Here is a 20,226-nt window from a genome sequence, read left to right as displayed (position 1 = left end):
CCTCCCCGCGCGCCGGCCGTGTCCGGATTGTGTCAGATATCCAGGTTTGCGACCTTCAGCGCATTGTCTTCGATGAAGTCGCGACGCGGTTCGACGACATCGCCCATCAGCGTGCTGAAGATCTGGTCGGCAGCGACAGCGTCTTCGATGCGCACCTGCAGCAGTCGGCGGGTCTCCGGATTCACCGTGGTGTCCCACAGCTGCTCCGGATTCATTTCACCCAGGCCCTTGAATCGCTGGATCTGGCGGCCGCGCTTGGCCTCCTCGAGCAGCCAGTTCTGTGCCTTGGCAAAGCTGTCCACTTCGATCGACTTGGCGCCGCGGGAAATGGTGGCGCCTTCGCGGATCAGGCCGTGCAGCAGCTTCGAGGCCTGATGGATCGCGCGCAGTTCGCCGCTTTCAAACGCCGACATCGGCAGCACCTGGACGTGCTGTTCGCCCATGTGGCGACGGGTCACCAGCACAGCGGCCGGGCGCTCGTCGTTGGCTTCCTGCAGTTCCAGCGTAAAACGCGGGCTGCCCAGGCTGCCCTGGTTGAGCCGCTTGGCAAGTGCATCCAGCCCTTCGCCTTCACCCGCACTGCGCAGGCTCTCCAGGTCCATCGGCACGAAATCGACCAGCGCTTCAAGCAGGTTGCGGTCGTAACGATGTGCGTTGCGCTCGATCGAATCCAGCGCGGCCGCGTAGGCCAGAAGCAGCTTCTCCAGCGCAAGGCCTTCGATGCCCGGTTCGCCGGTGGCCGGCACCAGCGTGGCGTTTTCCACCGCGCTGCTGGCCAGGTAGCTGTCCAGCGCCGGGTCGTCCTTCAGGTACAGCTCCTGCTTGCCCTGCTTGATCTTGTACAGCGGCGGCAGGCCGATGTAGACGTAACCGCGCTCGATCAGTTCCGGCATCTGACGGTAGAAGAACGTCAGCAGCAGGGTGCGGATGTGAGCGCCGTCGACGTCGGCGTCGGTCATGATGATGATCTTGTGGTAACGCAGCTTGTCCGGGTTGTACTCGTCGCGGCCGATGCCGGTGCCCAGCGCGGTGATCAGCGTACCGACCTGGTCGGAGGACAGCATGCGGTCGAAACGCGCGCGTTCCACGTTGAGGATCTTGCCGCGCAGCGGCAGCACTGCCTGGTTCTTGCGGTTGCGGCCCTGCTTGGCCGAACCACCTGCCGAGTCACCCTCGACGATGAACAGTTCGGACAGCGCCGGATCCTTTTCCTGGCAGTCGGCCAGCTTGCCCGGCAGGCCGGCGATATCCAGCGCGCCCTTGCGGCGGGTCAGGTCGCGGGCCTTGCGCGCGGCTTCACGCGCGCGCGCGGCGTCGACGATCTTGCCGGCGATCGCCTTGGCTTCGTTGGGGTTTTCCTGCAGGAACTCTTCCAGGCGCGCACCAAAGGCGTTTTCCACCGCCGGACGCACATCGGAACTGACCAGTTTTTCCTTGGTCTGGCTGGAGAAGCTCGGGTCCGGCACCTTCACCGACAGCACCGCGATCATGCCTTCGCGCATGTCGTCGCCGGTCAGGTTGATCTTGGCCTGCTTGGCGATGCCGTTCTGCTCGATGTAGTTGTTGAGCACGCGGGTCAACGCACCGCGGAAACCGGCCAGGTGGGTACCGCCGTCCTTCTGCGGAATGTTGTTGGTGAAGCAGTACATCGTCTCCTGGTAGGAGTCGGTCCACTGCAGCGCCACCTCCACGACGATGCCGTTGTGCTCGCCAGTGACCGAGATGACGTTCGGATGCAGCGGGGTCTTCAGCTGGGCCAGATGCTCCACGAAGCTGCGGATGCCGCCTTCGTAGTGGAAATCATCGCGACGGCCATCACCACGCTCGTCGGCAAGGACGATCTTGACGCCGGAGTTCAGGAACGACAGCTCGCGCAGGCGACGGGCCAGGATGTCGTAGTGGAATTCCACGTTGTCGTGGAAGGCGACGGTCGACGGCCAGAAGCGCACCGTGGTACCGCGCTTGGTGGTGGTTTCCAGCTTGGCCAGCGCGGTCACGGCGGCGCCGTTGCTGAACTCCTGCTGGTAGTGGAAGCCGTTCTGGAACACATCCACCACCAGCTTCTGCGACAGCGCGTTGACCACGCTGACGCCGACGCCGTGCAGGCCGCCGGAAACCTTGTAGCTGTTGTCGTCGAACTTGCCGCCTGCGTGCAGGACCGTCATCACCACTTCGGCAGCGGACACTTCGCGACCAAGCTTGGCGCTCATCTGCTCGTGCTTGCCGGTCGGAATGCCGCGGCCGTTGTCGGACACGGAGACCGAGCCATCGGCGTGGATGGTCACTGCGACGTGGTCGGCGTGGCCGGCCAGCGCCTCGTCGATCGAGTTGTCGACCACCTCGAACACCATGTGGTGCAGACCGGTACCGTCATGCACGTCACCGATGTACATGCCGGGACGCTTGCGGACAGCCTCCAGGCCTTCCAGGGCCGTAATGCTGTTGGCGTCGTAGTTGCCGTTGTTTGCCGGGGTGTTCTGTTCGTCGCTCATTGCGCTTGCCGTAGGCTCCGCAGGTCGGCCACCGCGTGGAGCGGTGTGCCGAGAATGAAAGGATTCCAACCCGAATTATACCAGCCGGGGTCGAGCGGCCCTGGTGTGCCCACTATGGCACAGCCACGATCTGTGCATGTTCCACGTGGAACCGGGCAATATGGGTCAGCTCCTGCAGCGCTGCCGGGGTTTCGGTGGCAGTGACAAAGATCTGTGCCGGTCCGCTGAGCAGGCGCTCCAGTACCCGCGCCTGGTGGGTCCGATCCAGCTCCGAAGCCAGATCGTCGAGGGCAATCACCGGCCACTCGCCGCGCTGCTCTGCGTAGTCCTCGGCCTGTGCCAGCAGGCACGCCAATGCCGTCAGCTTGGCCTGGCCGCGAGAGAGCGCGTCACGACCGGGAATGCTGTGGAAATCCACACTCCAATCGGCCCGGTGCGGCCCGACCGAGGTGTAACCGGCCTGGCGGTCACGTTCCCGTGCCAGAAGCAGGGCATCGGCCAGAGGAAGCTCATGCCGACGCCACCCCGCACTGAGTTCCAGGCCCTGAATGCCGAGCTGCGGCGCCAGGCTGGCAGCCAGCGCCACGGTGCGCTGCTGCAAGCGCTCCAGGTAGTGCTGGCGACGACTGGTCAGAGGCTCTCCGGCCTCCGCGAGCTCATGATCCCAGGTATCGAGCATCCGTGGCGGCCCGCCTTGCTTGAGCAGGGCGTTGCGCTGCTTCAGCGCACGCGAATAGCGGCGCCACAGGGACAGGAAATCAGGTTCCACGTGGAACAAGCCCCAATCGAGGAAACGGCGACGGGGTTCACCGCCTCCACTGACCAGCGCGTGGCTGCCGGGCTCGAACGTCACGACGGCCAGCGCTGCGCATAGATTGCCCAACTGGGCCACGTCCTCACCGTCCAATCGTCCCTTCCAGTCCTGGCCACTGTGGCGCAGGCCGGCCTTCCGGCGGTGCGGCGGGTGGTTCGCGCGTTGTTCGTCCCATTCGACGAAGATTTCCAGGGCTTCCTGGCCCTGGCGCACCAGACCATCGCGTACCCGGCCTCGGAAGCTCCGCCCATACGCCATCAGATGCAGGGCTTCGAGCACGCTGGTCTTGCCGGCACCGTTGTCACCGGTCAGCAGGTTCAATCCCGGCTGGGGCGACAGGTCCACCGCACTGAAGCGACGCAGTTGATGCAAGGCGAGGCGGCGGATCTGCATGGGGCGCGAAAGACCATCCGCACGAGGCGGTAGAGGGGCAGGGAATCCATCAGCTTACTGCATCGGTCAAGCCGGGCGCGGTGGCAGGCCGGTCGAGCCGAAGGTGCAGCTTCTGCACCCATCGATGGACGCGTTCCACGTGGAATGCGGATGACGCGCTCGCACGTTCCGGGCTGCAAAGGCCCGAAATTTCTTCAAATCTGCGCGAGGTTCCAGCGTGCAGGCCCTCGGATTTCGCCGATTTCGCGAGCACTGCAGGGCTACCCGCTGGACACCTCGCGGGTGGCTCCGACGGATGACCCCGCCGATTCCTTCAAATCTGCGATCCGATGCCCTGGAGGGTTCCACAGATTTCAAGAAATTCAGGACGCTCGTTCCACGCTGTCCACAGCAGGGATGTATGACTTATACACAAGGTATGGGCAATCTGTGGATAAAAAAGCCCTTTTGTTAAGCGCTCAAAACTATCCACAGGTTCCCCCCCAGCCCGAGGACCCTCTATACAGGGGGTTTCAGACTCATAAATCCCTTTAAAAACAAATAGATAATACATTTTTCCACGAAATCTGGCTCTACCATCACCACCACGCTTTAGATTTATACCCAGATTTAGAAGCTAGGATTTCCCCAAATTGCCCCCGAGCCGGTCTGTGGACAGTGCAGTTTGCAGAAGCGGAGGACCTCCTCCAGGAAGAGGATCTGCTGCTTCCAGCAGTGAAGATCAGGACAGCGAAGTGGGATATGCGAAGAACTCGCTGCCAGAACCCCAAAAACATGGAGCCCGACGAGCACTGCAAGGCGCCCCCCCAGGGTTCTGGATCCTGAGTTGCTTCGAGCAAGCGAGATCGAGTTGGTCTGGAGCCAAGCAGGGCGCGTCCGGACTTTCTCCGATGTGTTTCGACAATGCTCCACGTGGAACATAAAAAAACGCCCGGGAGGTCCCGGGCGCTTCTGGGTTCCACGTGAAACAGCGTTTCCGTCAGAGACGCAGCGGCATCACCACGTGGCGCGACTTCTCGCTGCTGGACTCACGCACCAGCGCCGAGGAGTTGGAGTCGCGCAGCTGGATGATCACTTCCTCGTCGCGCAGGGCGGAGAGGGCATCCAACAGGTAGTTCACGTTGAAGCCGATGGCCAGATCGCTGACCGTGGTGTCGGCCTCGATCTCTTCCTGGGCTTCTTCCTGTTCCGGATTGTGCGCGCTGATCTTCAGGTTGCCCGGCGAGACTTCCACGCGAATGCCGCGGTACTTCTCGTTGGACAGGATCGCAGCGCGCTGCAGCGAGGCACGCAGGGCTTCGCGGTCCACCTTCACTTCGCGGTCGGCGCCGATCGGGATCACCGCTTCGTAGTCCGGGAAACGGCCATCGATCAGCTTCGAAGTGAAGGTGACATCGTCGCGCTTGACGCGGACGTGGCTACGGCCAACTTCCAGCTCGATCTCGCGATCGCCGCTTTCCAGCAGGCGCTGCAGCTCGGTGACGCCCTTGCGCGGCACGATGATCTGGCGCTTGGAACCGCTGGGCTTGGCCAGGTCGGTTTCGCAAAGGGCCAGGCGATGACCGTCGGTGGCGACGGTGCGCAGCGCATCGCCGCGCAGGTCGAACAGCAGGCCGTTGAGGTAGTAGCGCACGTCCTGCTGGGCCATCGCGAACGCGGTGCGCTCGATCAGCTCCTTCATGGTTGCTTCGCCGATGGCCACGCGCTCGGTGGCTTCCACCTCGTCCACCGACGGGAAGTCATTGGACGGCAGGGTGGCCAGGGTGAAGCGGCTGCGACCGGCCTGCACGGTGATCTTGTCACCGGTCTGCGAGACGGTGATCCGGCTGCCGTCGGGCAGGGCGCGGATGATCTCGAACAGTTTGCGGGCGGGAATGGTGGTTTCGCCGTCCTGGGCATCTTCAACCGCGATCCGCGACACCATCTCCACTTCCAGGTCGGTACCGGTCAGCGACAGCTGGCCGTTCTGCACCTGGACCAGGAAATTGGCCAGAACCGGAAGGGTCTGGCGGCGTTCGACCACGTTGACGACCTGTGCCAACGGCTTGAGAAAGGCTTCGCGCTGCAGTGTGAAACGCATGTGGTTCCGTGCCCCTATGCTTTAAAAAATGTGGAATAAATCAAAAGCTTGGTGGTGCTGGTAGAGACAGAATCGCTGGAAAACAACGCTAAGTCTTTGTAAATAAAAGAGTTTCTGGCCTCGAAACCCTCTGTATTACCGACCCCCAGAGGGTGGGGAAAGCTGTGGATAACTCCAGCGCGATTTCAAACGCCATTTTTATCCACAACGTGTCCCGCGCTTGCTACCGGATTCTGCACCGTTTTGTGCGATGACGCCTCATCGGCATCCGTGCATCATTCGCTCAGCTTCCGGATCAGCTTGTCCCAGTCCTCGCGAAGCTTGCCGTCGGTTTCCATCAGGGTCCGGATCTGGCGGCAGGCATGCAGCACCGTGGTGTGATCGCGACCGGCAAAGGCGTCGCCGATCTCGGGCAGGCTGTGCTCGGTCAGTTCCTTGGTCAGGGCCATGGCGACCTGGCGCGGGCGGGCCAGCGAGCGGGTCCGACGCTTCGACAGCAGATCCTTGATCTGCAGGCCGTAGTAGTCGGCAACGGTTTTCTGGATGTTGGGAATGCTGATCGCCTGCTGCTGGGCGCGCAGCAGGTCGCGCAGGGTTTCCTGGGCGAATTCGGTGGTGATCGCGCGGCCGGTGAAGTTGGCGCGGGCGGTCAGGGTATTGAGCGCACCTTCGAGGTCGCGCACGTTGGAGCGCATCTTCTTGGCGATCAGGAACGCAACATCATCGGGAATCTCGGCGCCACGTTCGCGCGCCTTGGCCAGCACGATCGCGGCGCGGGTCTCGAAGTCCGGCGGTTCGATCGCGACCGACAGGCCCCAGGCAAGCCGCGACTTCAGGCGCGCTTCCAGGCCTTCGACCTCGCGCGGATAGCGGTCGCAGGTCAGGATGATCTGCTGCTTGCCATCGAACAACGCGTTGAAGGTGTGGAAGAACTCTTCCTGGGTGCGGTCCTTGCCGGCGAAGAACTGGATGTCATCGATCAGCAGCGCGTCGACCTGCTGGAACTGGCGCTTGAACTGATCCATGGTCTTTTCCTGCAGGGCCCGGATCATCGCGCTGAAGAACTGTTCCGAACGCAGGTACAGCACCTTCGCGCCCGGATTGGCCTGGCGCATGGCGTTGCCGGCGGCGAACATCAGGTGGGTCTTGCCCAGGCCGGTGCCTCCGTACAGCAGCAGCGGGTTGTGCGCGCGGTCGCCCGGCTTCTGCGCTGCCTGGAAGGCGGCGGCCAGGCCCAGCTGGTTGCTGCGGCCTTCGACGAAGTTGGCGAAGGTGTAGTGATTGTCCAGATTGCCGGCAAACGGCACCTGCGGTTCGCTGGACACAGGCGCCGACGACGTGGAAACCGGCGCGTTCTGCGTCTCTACAGGGCGCGGGCGCGAGCCGATTTCAAGAAAAACGTCGCTGAAACCGGCGAAGTGAGCCAGCAGTTCGCGGATCCGGGCCAGGTACAGCTCGCGGACCTGGTCGACGATGAAGGCATTTGGTGCATACAGCACCAGGCTGTCCACGCGCAGATCGGCCTGCAGCGGCTTCAACCAGGTATGAACGTCTTCCGGCGGGAACTCCGCTTCGAGGCGCTCGAGACTACGGGACCAGGCATCCATCAGCAATAATCGTCCGGTGGCCGGTGCATGGACGCGACAAGGCGCCCAGACACAGGCCGGAAAGGGGGGAAATGGATGGCTCAGACTACCACCGAGCGCCCGCCTTCGGAATGCTTGTCCCCTACTTATTCACAAAAACATCCACAGCTATTGCACAGCCCGGTGAATTCGCGTAGTCCCCAGGGGTTGACGTGAGGGGGGAGACCTCTCTAGAATTTCCGGTTCTTTCCGTCCCATTCATACGAGAGGCCCCCAATGGCCACGAAGCGCACCTACCAGCCCAGCAACCTCAAGCGTAAGCGCGACCACGGCTTCCGTGCCCGTATGAAGACCGCTGACGGCCGCAAGATCCTGTCGCGTCGCCGCGCCAAGGGCCGCAAAGTCCTGAGCGCCTGATTGCCATGCCGCACATCGCGGCAGACGCAATCCCTTCGACAGTGAATACTGCAGACCCGCGCAAGCGATTTCCTCGCTCTGCGCGGGTTCGCACGCGTGCCGAATACTCAACGGTCTTCAACGGCGCCCGCCGTGTGTCCGATCCGCTGATGACCCTGCACTGGCTGCCGGCTGACCGGCCGGCCAGGCTGGGTCTGGCGGTTTCCCGCAAGGTCGATCCGAACGCCGTCGGGCGTAACCGGATCAAGCGCGTCCTGCGCGACATCCTGCGTCAGACACGTACCGACATCCAGCCAGGCGACTTTGTCGTCGTGGCTCGTAGTGCTGCGCGTTCCGCCAGCAACGACGAGATCCGCCAGGCCTTCCTGCGCCTGCTGCGTCGCCTGCGTGCATTGCCCACGCCGGGCGTGGACGGCACAATGCCGCCGCCTGATGGCATCGCAACTCCTTCTTTGACCGAGCCGGCATCGCGTCCCGGCCCCGCCGAGCCTGTCCGCTGATGAACCAGACCCGCGTATTCCTCATTTTTGCCTGGCTGATGGTGGCCGTGCTGCTGTGGATGGAGTGGAGCCGTGAAAAGGCTGCTCCGACCCCGGCACCAACCACCACGTCGGCCCCGGCCGCCGCACAGAGTGTTCCGGGCGCGAACCCCGGCGCCATCCCCAGCGCCCAGGTGCCGGGCGCCCCCGGCCAGGCCGCCGCACAGGCCCAGGCCAGCGCTACCCCGGCCAGCCAGCGCGTGACGGTCACCACCGACGTGCTGCGCCTGGTGCTCGACGGCGGCCGCGTGCTCGACGCCGAGCTGCTGCAGTTCCCGCAGACCAAGGACGAAGGCAGTCCGCCGGTCCGCCTGCTGACCGAAGACCCCGCCCACCCGTACAGCGCGATCAGTGGCTGGGCCAGCGAAGACAAGAACACCCCGGTTCCCGGCGCCGACGGCTTCAAGCTGGTGGGTGACACCACCGACTTCGTGCTGGCCAAGGGCCAGAACGAACTGCAGATCCCGTTCGTGTGGACCGCCGACAACGGCGTGACCATCAAGCGCACCCTGACCGTCTCGCGCAACGAGTACGCCGTGCGCTTCAAGGACGAAGTCAGCAACGCCGGCACCGCGCCGTGGAACGGCTACGTCTACCGCACCCTGGACCGCACCCCGACCATCCTGTCGCGGAGCATGACCAACCCGGATTCCTTCAGCTTCAACGGTGCCACCTGGTACGACAATGACAAGAAGTACCAGCGTCGTGCGTTCAAGGACTACCTGGAAGACGGCACGCTGAACCAGAACATCACCGGCGGCTGGCTGGCGATGCTGCAGCACCACTTCTTCACCGCCTGGATCCCGCAGAAGGACCAGACCGCACACTACGTGCTCTCGCAGGTGGCCGGTCGTGACCTGATCGAAGCGCGTGGCCCGGCCTTCACCGTGGCGCCGGGCCAGTCGACCAGCACCGAAGCCCGCCTGTGGGTCGGCCCGAAGCTGGTCAACCTGATCGCCAAGGAAGATGTGCCGGGCCTGGACCGCGTGGTCGACTACAGCCGCTTCTCGATGATGGCGGTGATCGGCCAGGGCCTGTTCTGGGTGCTCAACCAGGTGCACAAGCTGGTCGGCAACTGGGGCTGGGCGATCGTCGGGCTGGTGGTGCTGCTGAAGCTGGTGCTGTACCCGCTGTCGGCAACCCAGTACAAGAGCGGCGCCAAGATGCGTCGTTTCCAGCCGCGCATCGCGCAGCTGAAGGAACGCTATGGCGATGACCGCCAGAAGTTCCAGACCGCGATGATGGAGCTGTACAAGAAGGAAAAGATCAATCCGATGGGCGGCTGCCTGCCGATCCTCATCCAGATGCCGATCTTCTTCGCCCTGTACTGGGTGCTGGTGGAATCGGTCGAACTGCGCCAGGCGCCCTGGTTCGGCTGGATCCAGGACCTGACCGCACGCGACCCGTACTTCATCCTGCCGGTCATCAACGTGGCAGTGATGTGGTTCACCCAGAAGCTGACCCCGGCACCGGGCATGGACCCGATGCAGCAGAAGATGATGCAGTTCATGCCGCTGGTGTTCGGCGTCATGATGGCCTTCATGCCGTCCGGCCTGGTCCTGTACTGGGTGGTCAACGGCGGCCTGGGCCTGCTGCAGCAGTGGTGGATGACCAAGCGCCATGGCGGCGAGCCGGTCCCGGCCACCACCGCTCCGGCCCCGGTCAAGAAGAAGTAATCCCGACCGCAGGTCACCTGCTTTGTAGAGTCGACTGTTAGTCGACTGGCGGATGAGCAGTCGACCCACAGTCGACTCTACCGCCCCGATCGACGCGAAAAGCCCGCCGCAAGGCGGGCTTTTCGCATGCGGCGTTAGAATCGCCGGCACATCGTCCCTCCCGCCCTCGAGTCCGCCATGCCGCGTGCGTCGTCGTTCCGCCTGTTCCTGCCCTCGCTGTTGTTGACCCTGGTCGTTGCCGGTTGTGGCGACAAGGATGCGAAGGCGCCGGCGACCACCGTCACCCAGGCGAGCGCGCAGGCCGCGGCCGCCGCCGATCCCGCGGCCGCACCGATGCTGGTGGCCCTGCAGAAACAGCTCGACGGTTACCGCCGGATCATCGTGCTGCTGGCAGACGAGGAACAGCAGTCGGCCGCCGACCGCGGCACCTCCACGCGTGTGGGCCAGCAGCTGTTCCACGATGGCCTGGAACAGCGCACGGCGATCGCCGCGCAGTTCGACACCCTGCTGCGCGGCTCCAGCCCGCAGCGCTTCGCCACCCTCGGCACCGTGCTGGACTACATCGAGTCGGCGCCGGAACTGTTCGACGCCGACCGCCTGGCCTTCCGCGAAGTACTGCGTGATCTGCATGAGCGGGTCAGCACCGATTCCTCGCTGCCGGCGGTGAAGCTGCACCAGCGCATCGGCGAGGACCTGGAGGCGCTCGATGAGATCGAGCGCAACTACAACCAGGAACTGACCCGCATCTTCAGCCGCTTCGAGCGCACCCGCGCCATTGCGCTGAAGCGCGAGAAGTGGGAGGACTACATCGCCCACCTGCACAAGGACTACAGCCGCGAAGCGATCCTGCGCGACTACGGCGTGATCGAGGCATACCCGATGTCGATGAAGGACAGCGACCGCGAGATCTTCGGCCGCGACCTGCCGGCCAAGACCGTGGTGCTGACTTTCGACGACGGTCCGCACAAGGCCTATACCGATGAAGTGGTGGCCATCCTCAAGCGCTATGACGTGCCGGGTGTCTTCTTCGAAGTGGGCCGCAACCTGGGCAAAGTCGAGGCCGACGGCAAGGTCAGCCTCGGCCCGATGGCGAAGATCAGCCGCAACCTGATGGAAGAAGGCTATGCGGTCGGCAACCACAGCCTGACCCACGCCCAACTGTCGCGCACCACCGGTGACGCGCTGCGCCAGCAGGTGCTCGACACCGACACGCTGCTGAAGGATGTCGACAGCAAGCGCGCGCCGCTGTTCCGCTTCCCCTATGGCGCGCGCAACGCCGAAGGCCTGCAGCTGCTCAACGAGGCCGGACTGAAGTCGATCATGTGGAACATCGATTCGATGGACTGGGCCGACCCGGTGCCGGAATCGATCGTGCAGCGCGTGCTCGACCAGGTGAACAAGGAACAGCGCGGCATCATCCTGTTCCATGACATCCACGATCGTGCGGTAAAGGCGCTGCCGCAGATCCTCGACCGGCTGATCGCCGATGGCTACCAGTTCGCCGGCTGGAATGGCCGGGACTTCACGGTCGCCCGTGCGCGCAAGGGTGACGCCAGCGCCGCCACCGTCACCACCGGCTACGAGAAGTCGTGGGCGATCGTGGTCGGCATCGACAACTACGCCAAGTGGCCGAAGCTGGAATACGCCAGCCACGACGCGCAGGCGGTGGCCGATACCCTGACCGGGCAGTTCGGCTTCCCGTCCTCGCAGGTGATCGTGCTGAAGAACGAGCAGGCCACCCGAAACAACATCCTGGCCGCCTTCCACGACCGCCTGGCCGATGACCGCACTGGCAGGAACGACCGCGTGTTCGTGTTCTTCGCCGGCCACGGCGCGACCCGCCAGCTCGCCTCAGGGCGCGACCTCGGCTACATCATCCCGGTTGATTCGGACCCGAAGGAATTCGCTACCGATGCCATCGCGATGACCGATATCCAGAACATCGCCGAGAGCATGCAGGCCAAGCACGTGATGTTCGTGATGGATGCCTGCTACAGCGGCCTGGGCCTGACCCGTGGCGGCCCGTCGTCGTCGTCGTTCCTGCGCGAGAACGCGCGTCGCAGCGCGCGGCAGATGCTGACCGCCGGTGGCGCCGACCAGCAGGTGGCCGATGCCGGCCCCAACGGCCACTCGGTGTTCACCTGGGTGCTGCTGCAGGCGCTGGCCGGCAAGGGTGACCTCAACGGCGACGGCCTGATCACCGGTACCGAGCTGGCCGCCTACGTGGCGCCGGCCGTCTCGGCCGTTTCGCACCAGACGCCGGCCTTCGGCAGCCTGCCCGGTTCGCAGGGCGGCGAGTTCGTGTTCCAGGTGCCGGACAGCCAGGAATTCCTCAACGCCGATACGCGCCAGCTGACCGCCGATGCAATCGCACTGAACAACAAGGTGGATGCCGCCAGCGAGGCCAAGGGCAGCCAGGCGCCGGTGACGGTGGCTGACCTGCAGGGCGGCAAGGCCAAGCTGGTAGTGCCCTCCGCCGGCCCGGCGTCCGACCGCCAGCGCGCGCAGCAGGCCAACGACCGTGGCCTGCAGCTGTACCGCGAGAAGCAGTACGACGAGGCAGCCGCGCAGTTCACCGAAGCACTGAAGCTGCGTCCGGACTTTGCCCAGGCCGCCAACAACCTCGGCTTCGTCTACTACCGCCAGCAGCGCTATGCCGAAGCGGCGCGCTGGCTGGAGAACACGCTGAAGATCGACCCATCGCGCGCCGTGGCCTATCTCAACCTGGGTGATGCCTACTTCAACGCCGGCGACAAGGCCAAGGCGAAGCAGGCCTACACCACCTACCTGGCGCTGCAGCCGCAGGGCAGCGGTGCCGCGCAGGCACGCACGCAGCTGGAGAAGCTCTGAGCCATGAACGACGCGATCCGCACCGACACCATTGTGGCCATCGCCAGTGCCCCCGGCGCGGGCGGTGTCGGCCTGGTGCGCCTGTCCGGTCCGCGCGCAGCGGCGATTGCCAATGCGCTGGGGGCGCCCGCGCTGCGGCCGCGCCACGCGCACTACGCGCGCCTGCGTGATGCCGACGGCGAGGTCATCGACGATGGCATCGTGCTGTGGTTCCCGGCACCGAACAGCTTCACCGGCGAAGAGGTGGTGGAACTGCAGGGCCATGGCAGCCCGGTGCTGCTGCAGCAGCTGGTCGCGCGCTGCATCGCGCTCGGTGCGCGCCAGGCGCGGCCGGGTGAGTTCAGCGAACGCGCGTTCCTCAACGGCAAGCTCGACCTGGCCCAGGCTGAGGCCATCGCTGACCTGATCGCCGCCGGCGACAACCGTGCCGCACGCGCTGCACGACGCTCGCTGGATGGCGTGTTCTCGCGCCGCATCGAGGCCGTGGTCGAGCAGCTGGTCATGCTGCGCATCCACGTGGAAGCGGCCATCGACTTCGCCGACGAACCGCTGGATACGCTCGGTGGCGCACAGGTGCGGCGCGGGCTGGAACAGGCGCGCAGCGACTTGGCCCTGCTGCGCCGCGATGCCGAACGCGGTCGCCGCCTGCGCGATGGCCTGCACGCGGTGCTGATCGGTCCGCCCAATGCCGGAAAGAGCTCATTGCTCAATGCGCTGGCCGGCAGTGAACGCGCCATCGTCACCGACATCGCCGGCACCACCCGCGACACGCTTCGCGAGACCATCCGCCTGGACGGGCTGGAACTGACCCTGGTCGATACCGCTGGCCTGCGCGACGGCGGCGACGCCATCGAACGCGAAGGCATGCGCCGCGCCCATGTGGAGATCGAGCGAACCGACCTGGCCCTGATCGTCTTGGACGCGCGCGATCCGGCGGCGGGTGAAGCGGCGCTGGGCGAGGCCGTGGCAGCGGTGCCACACAAGGTCTACATCCACAACAAGTCGGACCTGCTGGATGCGCTGCCGATGCTGGACGACCCGGACCGTGTGTTCGTCTCGGCTGCGACCGGTGCCGGCCTGGAGGATCTGCACGCGCGCCTGCGTTTGATCGCTTCGGCCGGGGCAGGCGAGCACGTGGACGGTGAGTTCTCCGCGCGCACGCGGCATGTGGATGCAATCGAGCGTGCGCAGGAACACGCGCAGCGCGCCGATGGCGAGCTGGCCCACGAACACCTGGAACTGGCCGCCGAGGAACTACGGCTGGCACATGATGCGCTGGGCGAGATCACCGGGCAGATGAGTGCGGATGATCTGCTGGGAAGGATCTTCTCCAGTTTCTGCATCGGCAAGTAACTGTAGAGCCGAGCCCATGCTCGGCTGCTCTACCCGTCAGCCGAGCATGGGCTCGGCTCTACAGGTGCGGGCTTCCCCCACCTGTCACATTGCCGCCGCATACTGGCGCCCATCACATACCGCTTGGGGAAGTCGCAGTGAAGTCGTGGGGTTGTGCGTTGCTGTTGTCGCTGGCCGTGGCACCATCGGTGGCCATGAGTGCTGAATCCTCCACCCCGGCCGCGCACAAGGTGTCGGTCTATGGCCATCGCGGGGCGAGCGCGTTGCTGCCCGAGCACACCCTGGCCGCCTATGCGCAGGCAATCGCCGATGGCGCCGACTACATCGAGCCGGACCTGGTGATGACCAGGGACGGAATGATGGTGGCCCGCCACGAGAACGAGATCAGCGGCACCACTGATGTGGCCTCGCATCCGGAGTTCGCCAGCCGCCGCACCAGCAAGGTCATCGACGGCCAGAAGGTCGATGGCTGGTTCACCGAAGACTTCACCCTGGCCGAGCTGAAGACCCTGTATGCGCGCGAGCGCCTGCCGGAGCTGCGCAGCACCGCCTACGACGGTCAGTTCCGCATCGCCAGCCTGGACGAGATCCTGGCCTTCCTGGTGCAGCAGGCCGGGCGTGCCAACCGTGGCATCGGCCTGGTGCCGGAGATCAAGCACCCGACCTACTTCCAGTCGATCGGCCTGCCGATGGAAGACAAGCTCCTGACCGCGCTGCGTGGCAATGCCTATACCAACGTCGGCCCGGTCACCATCCAGTCGTTCGAGACCGCCAACCTGCGCTACCTGCGCGGCAAGATCCCGCGCGGCAGCAACATCCGCCTGCTGCAACTGCTGTGGAAGGGCGGCACCCAGCCGGCCGACATCGCCAAGGCCGGTGGCACGCTGACCTACGCGCAGATGATGACCCCGGCCGGACTGAAGGACATCGCCAGCTACGCCGACGGCATCGGCCCGGAACTGCGCTCGATCATTCCGCTGGATGCCAAGGGCGCGCTGAGCACGCCGACCACGCTGGTACAGGACGCACATGCAGTGGGGCTGATGGTGATTCCGTACACCTTCCGTCCGGAGAACCACTTCCAGGCCAGCAACCTGCGCAAGGGCGCCGACACCGCGCGCAATCCCGAAGGTTCGATTGCCGAGATGCACGCCTATCTGGCGACCGGCATCGATGCGTTCTTCACCGATGATCCGGCGCTGGGCCGGCAGGCGGTGGATGGCATGGGCGCGGCGGGGAACTGATCGACCCCTGGCCGCCGGGCATGGCCCGGCGCTACCCAGGGCGTCCACACGGTAGCGCCGGGCCATGCCCGGCGGCCCCTCGCTTCAACCGCGCGGTTCGTCCGGCCGGCGGAACGGAATCACCACGTAGTCCTGGCCCTCGCGCGGCTGCCAGAGCACCGGCACGCGCTGTGGCGACGGCGGCTCCAGCTCGTCGTCGGCCAGCGGTTCTGCCTCGTCTTCTTCGTCTTCCCAGCTGTAGCGCGGGCGCGGCGGCAGCGGGTCGGCGTTGCGGAACAGCAGCGCGGCGATGATGCCGGCGAAGGCGCCGCCCATGTGCGACTGCCAGGACACGCCATCGGCGTGTGGCAGGATGGTCATCAGCATGCCGCCGTAGAACAGCATGCCGATCAGGCCGGTGGCGATGGCGGTGCGGTCGCGGCGCAGCAGGCCCAGGCTGGCCAGCAGGAACATCAGGCCGTGGGTCACCCCGCTGGCGCCCAGGTGCACGCTGCCCGGATTGCCCAGCATCCACGCGCCGATGCCCGAGCCCAGCCACAGCAGGGGCAGGGCGCGTACGGTTGCTTTCGGGTAGACACTGCCAGCCAGCGTGCCCAGGATCAGGATCGCGATGCTGTTGGCGGCGATGTGCTCGACCGAGGCATGCAGCATCGGTCCACCGATCAGGCCAAGCAGGCCCTTGGCTTCCAGCGGTGCGACCGCCCACGGCCGCCAGTCGAAGGTGCCCTGCAGGGCGAACACGGCCACCAGCACCAGCACAGCGGCAAGACTGAGATTGAACGCCCGCAGGATGCGCGAGCGGTCATCGCGAGGGGCCGGCACGTCGCCGGCGGGCAGGGGCGCGTTGTTGTCCATACCTCAGCAATGGCGGTGACTGGCGCGAAACCAAGGCCACCGCTGCGGGAGAGTGGGTGCGGCCGGCGGGACAATCCCGCCGGCCGGCCATGATCAGGCGTGGCCGGAGCCTTCCTTCGGCGGGTACTTCAGGCTCAGTACCACGGTGGCGGCGATGATGACCGCGACCACGCCCAGCGACACCGGGGTCGGGATCTTGAACAGGTCGATGATCATCATCTTGATGCCGATGAAGCCCAGCACCAGCGCCAAACCGTACGGCAGCAGGTGGAAGCGGTCGGCCATGCCGGCCAGCAGGAAGAACATCGCGCGCAGGCCCAGCACCGCGAACACGTTGGAGGTGAGCACGATGAACGGGTCGGTGGTGATCGCGAAGATCGCCGGGATGCTGTCCACCGCGAAGATCACGTCGGTGACCGCGATCAGGATCAGCACCGCGAACAGCGGGGTGAACCAGCGCACGCCGTCGCGCTTCACGCTCAGCGCGTTGCCGGCGTAGTCCGGCAGCAGGCGCAGGTGCTTGCGCATCCAGCGCAGGGCCGGGTTGGTCTCCAGGTCCGGCTCCTGGCCGGCGGCAAACCACATTTTCCAACCGGTGAAGAGCAGGAAAGCACCGAATACGTAGAGCAGCCAATGGAACTGGCTGATCAGCACGCTGCCGGCGAAGATCATGATCGTACGCAGCACGATCGCACCCAGAATGCCGATGATCAGCACCTTCTGGCGCTGCTCATCCGGCACCGCGAAGTAGCTCATGATCATCAGGAACACGAAGATGTTGTCGACAGCCAGCGCCTTCTCGACCAGGTAGCCGGTCAGGAATTCGAGGCCGACCTTGTTCGCTACCACCTGGCCGGCGGTCTCATTCAGGTAGTACCAGAGGCCGGCATTGAACAGCAGGGCCAGCGCGACCCAGCCGATGGACCACCACAGGGCCTCCTTGAAGGTGACCTTGTGCGGTCCACCATGGCGCATCAACACGAGGTCGACCAGCAGGGCGATGACCACCACCGCTGCGAAGCCGCCCCACAACCACACGTTACCGATCGTCTGCATTGGGAATGTCCGTTGGAAAGATGAATGCCAGGCCGGACGGCGAGGATCTGCAACGGAGGATCGGGAGGGGGATCCAGGGACAGAGCTTCGCCAGTACGGCGAAGGTCTCGCTCGCAGTTCCAGTCGGCTGGAACTGCCGTTGCACCGGAGCCTGCGGGCTCGAAATGACGGCGACAACGTCTGGGAGCTACTCCCCTTCTGCTGCCGATTCTGCGGCCTGGCCGGGCCGCCGTCAAATGCCGCGCCGGGCCCTGGATTTCCGGCCCCCGGTGCCCCCCGGCTACAATGACCGGATGAATACCCCCCTTCCGATTGTCCGCCTCAAGAATGCGTGGCGTTCCAGCCACCCGTGGATCTTCCAGAAACTGGTCGAGAAGCCGACCGTCCGGCCCAAGCCCGGTTCCATCGTCGACGTGGTCGGCATCGATGGCGAGTTCATTGGCCGCGGGTTCTACAACGGGCACTCGCGCATTGCCGTGCGCATCCTTGAGACCGACCAGAACGTGCCGGTCGATGCCGGCTGGTTCTCGCGCAAGATCGCCCAGGCGGTGTCGCTGCGCCGTGAGGTGCTGAAGCTCGACGCGGTCTCCGACGCCTGGCGCGTGGTGCACAGCGAAGGCGACGGCCTGTCCGGCCTGGTGGTGGATCGCTACGGCGACCTGGTGGTGGTCGAGTTCTTCGCCGCCGGCATGTTCCGCCACCGCGAATGGATCTACGACGCCCTGCGCGAGCAGTTCCCGGGCTGCCGTTTCCACAGCTTCGCCGACGAACACGTGCAGAAGCAGGAGAGCTTCGACTTCCACGGCAACACCACCACCGAAGCGGCGGTGATCACCGAGTACGGCATCAGGTTCCGCGCCGACCCGGCCGGTGCACACAAGACCGGCTTCTTCGCCGACCAGCGCGAGAACCGCGAGTGGCTGAGCCAGCAGGTGGAAGGCAAGAGCGTTCTGGACCTGTGCTGCAACACCGGTGGCTTCGCCGTGTACGCAGCAGCGCGTGGCGCCTCGGAAGTGGTCGGCATCGACATTGATGAGGACGTCATCCAGATCGCCAAGGGCAATTCGCGCCTGAACAACGTGCGCCCGAAGTTCATCCAGTCCGATATCTTCCCGTGGCTGCGCGACGCCGCCAACCGCGGTGAGCAGTATGACGTGGTGATCCTGGACCCGGCGAAGATGACCCGCGACCGCGACCAGGTCATCACCGCACTGAAGAAGTACCTGGACATGAACAAGCTGGCGCTTGGCGTGGTGAAGCCGGGCGGCCTGTTCGCCACGTTTTCCTGCACCGGCCTGGTGGCCGAGGACCAGTTCCTCGACATGCTGCGCCGCGCGGCCTATTTCTCCGGCCGCACGATCCAGATCCTGAAGGTCGCCGGCGCCGGCCCGGACCATCCGTTCATGGCCCACGTGCAGGAATCGCGTTACCTAAAGGCCGTGTTCTGCCGCGTGGTGGATTGACCGCGTGACTGCCGATCTCTGTAGAGCCGAGCCCACGCTCGGCTGATCTGTCTGGCAGCCGAGCCCATGCCCGGCGCTACAAAACGGCGGGCCACAGCGCTATGGTCGGGCTCTTCCCAACACCGGTGAGAGCCCATGCCATCGTTGCGCCACCTGTCCTTCGTGCTTGCCGTGGCGCTGTGCGCGCCACTGTCCGCCCACGCCATCGAGTTCAGCACGCAGGAGCTGGCCCGCGCCAAGGCCCTGCAGCAGCGCCTGGTCACCCTCGACAGCCATCTGGATACGCCGGCCAATTTCGGCCGCACCGGCTTCGACATCGAACAGCGCCACGACCGCAACGCACTCTCGCAGGTGGACTACCCGCGCATGGTCGAAGGCGCGCTGGACGGCGGGTTCTGGGCGATCTACACGGACCAGGGCGACCGCAGCCCCGCCGCTCACCTGGCCGAACGTGACCACGGGTTGCAGCGGTTGCTGGAAATACGCGAGATGCTGGCCGCCAACCCCGAGCGGTTCGCGCTGGCACTGACCGCCGATGACGCGGCGCGGATCAAGGCGGCCGGCAAGCGTGTGGTCTACATCAGCATGGAAAACGCCAGCCCGCTGGTGGCCGATCCCAGCCTGCTCTCGTTCTACCACCGCGTCGGCCTGCGCCTGCTCAGCACCGTGCACTTTGCCAACAACGAGTTCGCCGATTCGGCCACCGATCCCAAGGGTGCGGAATGGAAAGGACTTAGCCCGGCCGGCAAGGAGCTGGTGCGGCAGGCGGTGAAGCTGGGCATCGTGATCGACCAGTCACATGCATCGGATGCGGTGTTCGACGATCTGCTGGCAATGATGCCGGTACCATTCGTGCTGTCGCACAGCTCGGCCAAGGCGGTCTACGACCACCCGCGCAATCTCGACGATGCGCGCCTGCGCAAGCTGGCTAAAGCCGGCGGCGTGATCCAGGTGAACGCCTATGGCGGCTACCTGATCGACACCGCGAAGACGCCCGAGCGCAAACAGGCCGAGGAAGCGCTGAGCAAGCAGCTGGGCGGCTGGGAAGGCATGGGCATCGAACAAGGCGTTGCCCTGCTGAAGGCCGAACAGGCACTGGACCACGAGCACCCGGTGCGGCACGCCAGCCTGGACGACTTCTTCGCCCACTTCGACCACATCCTCACGGTGGTCGGCCCTGAGCACGCGGGCATCGGCCTGGACTGGGATGGTGGTGGCGGACTGAGTGACCTGCCCGATGTCAGCCAGCTGCCGAAGATCACCGCGTGGCTGCTGCGCAAGGGCTATACCGAGAAGCAGATCGCCGGCATCTGGGGCGGCAACCTGCTGCGGGTGATGCGCCAGGTGCAGGACTACGCCGCAAAGCAGGGCGGTTGAAACGCCCTGCGGTGGTGCCGGCCAGCGGCCG

14 protein-coding genes are annotated in these 20,226 nt (G+C 65.2%); 8 read left to right on the top strand and 6 right to left on the bottom strand.

Annotated elements, in window-relative coordinates; genetic code table 11:
• Window positions 1-32 precede the first annotated feature (32 nt).
• The 4 genes from gyrB to dnaA all read right to left on the bottom strand — a co-directional run bounded on the left by gyrB (window position 33) and on the right by dnaA (window position 7,386).
• The gene (gene gyrB, locus AC5P8J_RS16280; RefSeq protein WP_019658799.1) at window positions 33-2,492 is read right to left on the bottom strand and encodes a DNA topoisomerase (ATP-hydrolyzing) subunit B; all 2,460 of its coding nucleotides are present in this window, start codon (window positions 2,490-2,492) and stop codon (window positions 33-35) included.
• Window positions 2,493-2,604: 112 nt separating this feature from the next.
• Window positions 2,605-3,699, bottom strand: coding sequence for a DNA replication/repair protein RecF (recF, locus tag AC5P8J_RS16275; RefSeq protein WP_134732187.1), 1,095 nt, complete (start codon window positions 3,697-3,699; stop codon window positions 2,605-2,607).
• A 979-nt stretch (window positions 3,700-4,678) separates the two neighbouring features.
• Window positions 4,679-5,779 carry a DNA polymerase III subunit beta gene (dnaN, locus tag AC5P8J_RS16270; RefSeq protein WP_495216960.1) on the bottom strand — a complete coding sequence of 367 codons (1,101 nt, stop codon included), beginning with the start codon at window positions 5,777-5,779 and terminating at the stop codon, window positions 4,679-4,681.
• 275 nt (window positions 5,780-6,054) lie between these two features.
• Window positions 6,055-7,386 carry a chromosomal replication initiator protein DnaA gene (gene dnaA / locus AC5P8J_RS16265; RefSeq protein WP_019658797.1) on the bottom strand — a complete coding sequence of 444 codons (1,332 nt, stop codon included), beginning with the start codon at window positions 7,384-7,386 and terminating at the stop codon, window positions 6,055-6,057.
• Window positions 7,387-7,641: 255 nt separating this feature from the next.
• Here dnaA and rpmH point away from each other — a divergent pair, with 255 nt between their 5' ends.
• From rpmH to AC5P8J_RS16235, 6 genes are all read left to right on the top strand, one after another.
• Window positions 7,642-7,782, top strand: a complete 141-nt coding sequence (gene rpmH, locus AC5P8J_RS16260) for a 50S ribosomal protein L34 (RefSeq protein WP_005411729.1) — start codon at window positions 7,642-7,644, stop codon at window positions 7,780-7,782.
• Window positions 7,783-7,787: 5 nt separating this feature from the next.
• Window positions 7,788-8,282, top strand: a complete 495-nt coding sequence (gene rnpA, locus AC5P8J_RS16255) for a ribonuclease P protein component (protein ID WP_021203275.1) — start codon at window positions 7,788-7,790, stop codon at window positions 8,280-8,282.
• Window positions 8,282-9,997: a membrane protein insertase YidC gene (yidC, locus tag AC5P8J_RS16250; protein ID WP_021203276.1), complete on the top strand. Its 1,716-nt coding sequence runs from the start codon at window positions 8,282-8,284 to the stop codon at window positions 9,995-9,997. Before rnpA ends, yidC begins: the two co-directional genes overlap by 1 nt.
• Window positions 9,998-10,174: 177 nt before the next feature.
• Window positions 10,175-12,847, top strand: a complete 2,673-nt coding sequence (locus tag AC5P8J_RS16245; RefSeq protein ID WP_495216959.1) for a polysaccharide deacetylase family protein — start codon at window positions 10,175-10,177, stop codon at window positions 12,845-12,847.
• Window positions 12,848-12,850: 3 nt separating this feature from the next.
• Window positions 12,851-14,200, top strand: a complete 1,350-nt coding sequence (gene mnmE / locus AC5P8J_RS16240; RefSeq protein ID WP_227854077.1) for a tRNA uridine-5-carboxymethylaminomethyl(34) synthesis GTPase MnmE — start codon at window positions 12,851-12,853, stop codon at window positions 14,198-14,200.
• 137 nt (window positions 14,201-14,337) lie between these two features.
• Window positions 14,338-15,444, top strand: coding sequence for a glycerophosphodiester phosphodiesterase (locus AC5P8J_RS16235; RefSeq protein ID WP_111099191.1), 1,107 nt, complete (start codon window positions 14,338-14,340; stop codon window positions 15,442-15,444).
• Between the two features lie 84 nt (window positions 15,445-15,528).
• Here AC5P8J_RS16235 and AC5P8J_RS16230 read toward each other — a convergent pair whose 3' ends face one another.
• On the bottom strand, window positions 15,529-16,299 hold the full coding sequence (locus AC5P8J_RS16230; RefSeq protein WP_021203280.1) for a rhomboid family intramembrane serine protease: 771 nt from the start codon (window positions 16,297-16,299) through the stop codon (window positions 15,529-15,531).
• 93 nt (window positions 16,300-16,392) lie between these two features.
• Complete coding sequence (locus AC5P8J_RS16225) at window positions 16,393-17,355, bottom strand: TerC family protein (RefSeq protein WP_019658790.1); 963 nt, start codon at window positions 17,353-17,355, stop codon at window positions 16,393-16,395.
• A 293-nt stretch (window positions 17,356-17,648) separates the two neighbouring features.
• On the opposite strand from AC5P8J_RS16225, the gene AC5P8J_RS16220 reads away from it, so the two are divergent.
• Complete coding sequence (locus tag AC5P8J_RS16220; RefSeq protein WP_111104082.1) at window positions 17,649-18,818, top strand: class I SAM-dependent rRNA methyltransferase; 1,170 nt, start codon at window positions 17,649-17,651, stop codon at window positions 18,816-18,818.
• A gap of 135 nt (window positions 18,819-18,953) precedes the next feature.
• Window positions 18,954-20,195 carry a dipeptidase gene (locus AC5P8J_RS16215; protein ID WP_227854399.1) on the top strand — a complete coding sequence of 414 codons (1,242 nt, stop codon included), beginning with the start codon at window positions 18,954-18,956 and terminating at the stop codon, window positions 20,193-20,195.
• Window positions 20,196-20,226: the final 31 nt, after the last annotated feature.

The organism is Stenotrophomonas sp. YJH_SMC_37 (assembly GCF_059370035.1).
The sequence above is the reverse complement of the archived record's forward strand: the minus strand, read 5'-3'. Positions and strand labels throughout refer to the sequence as shown.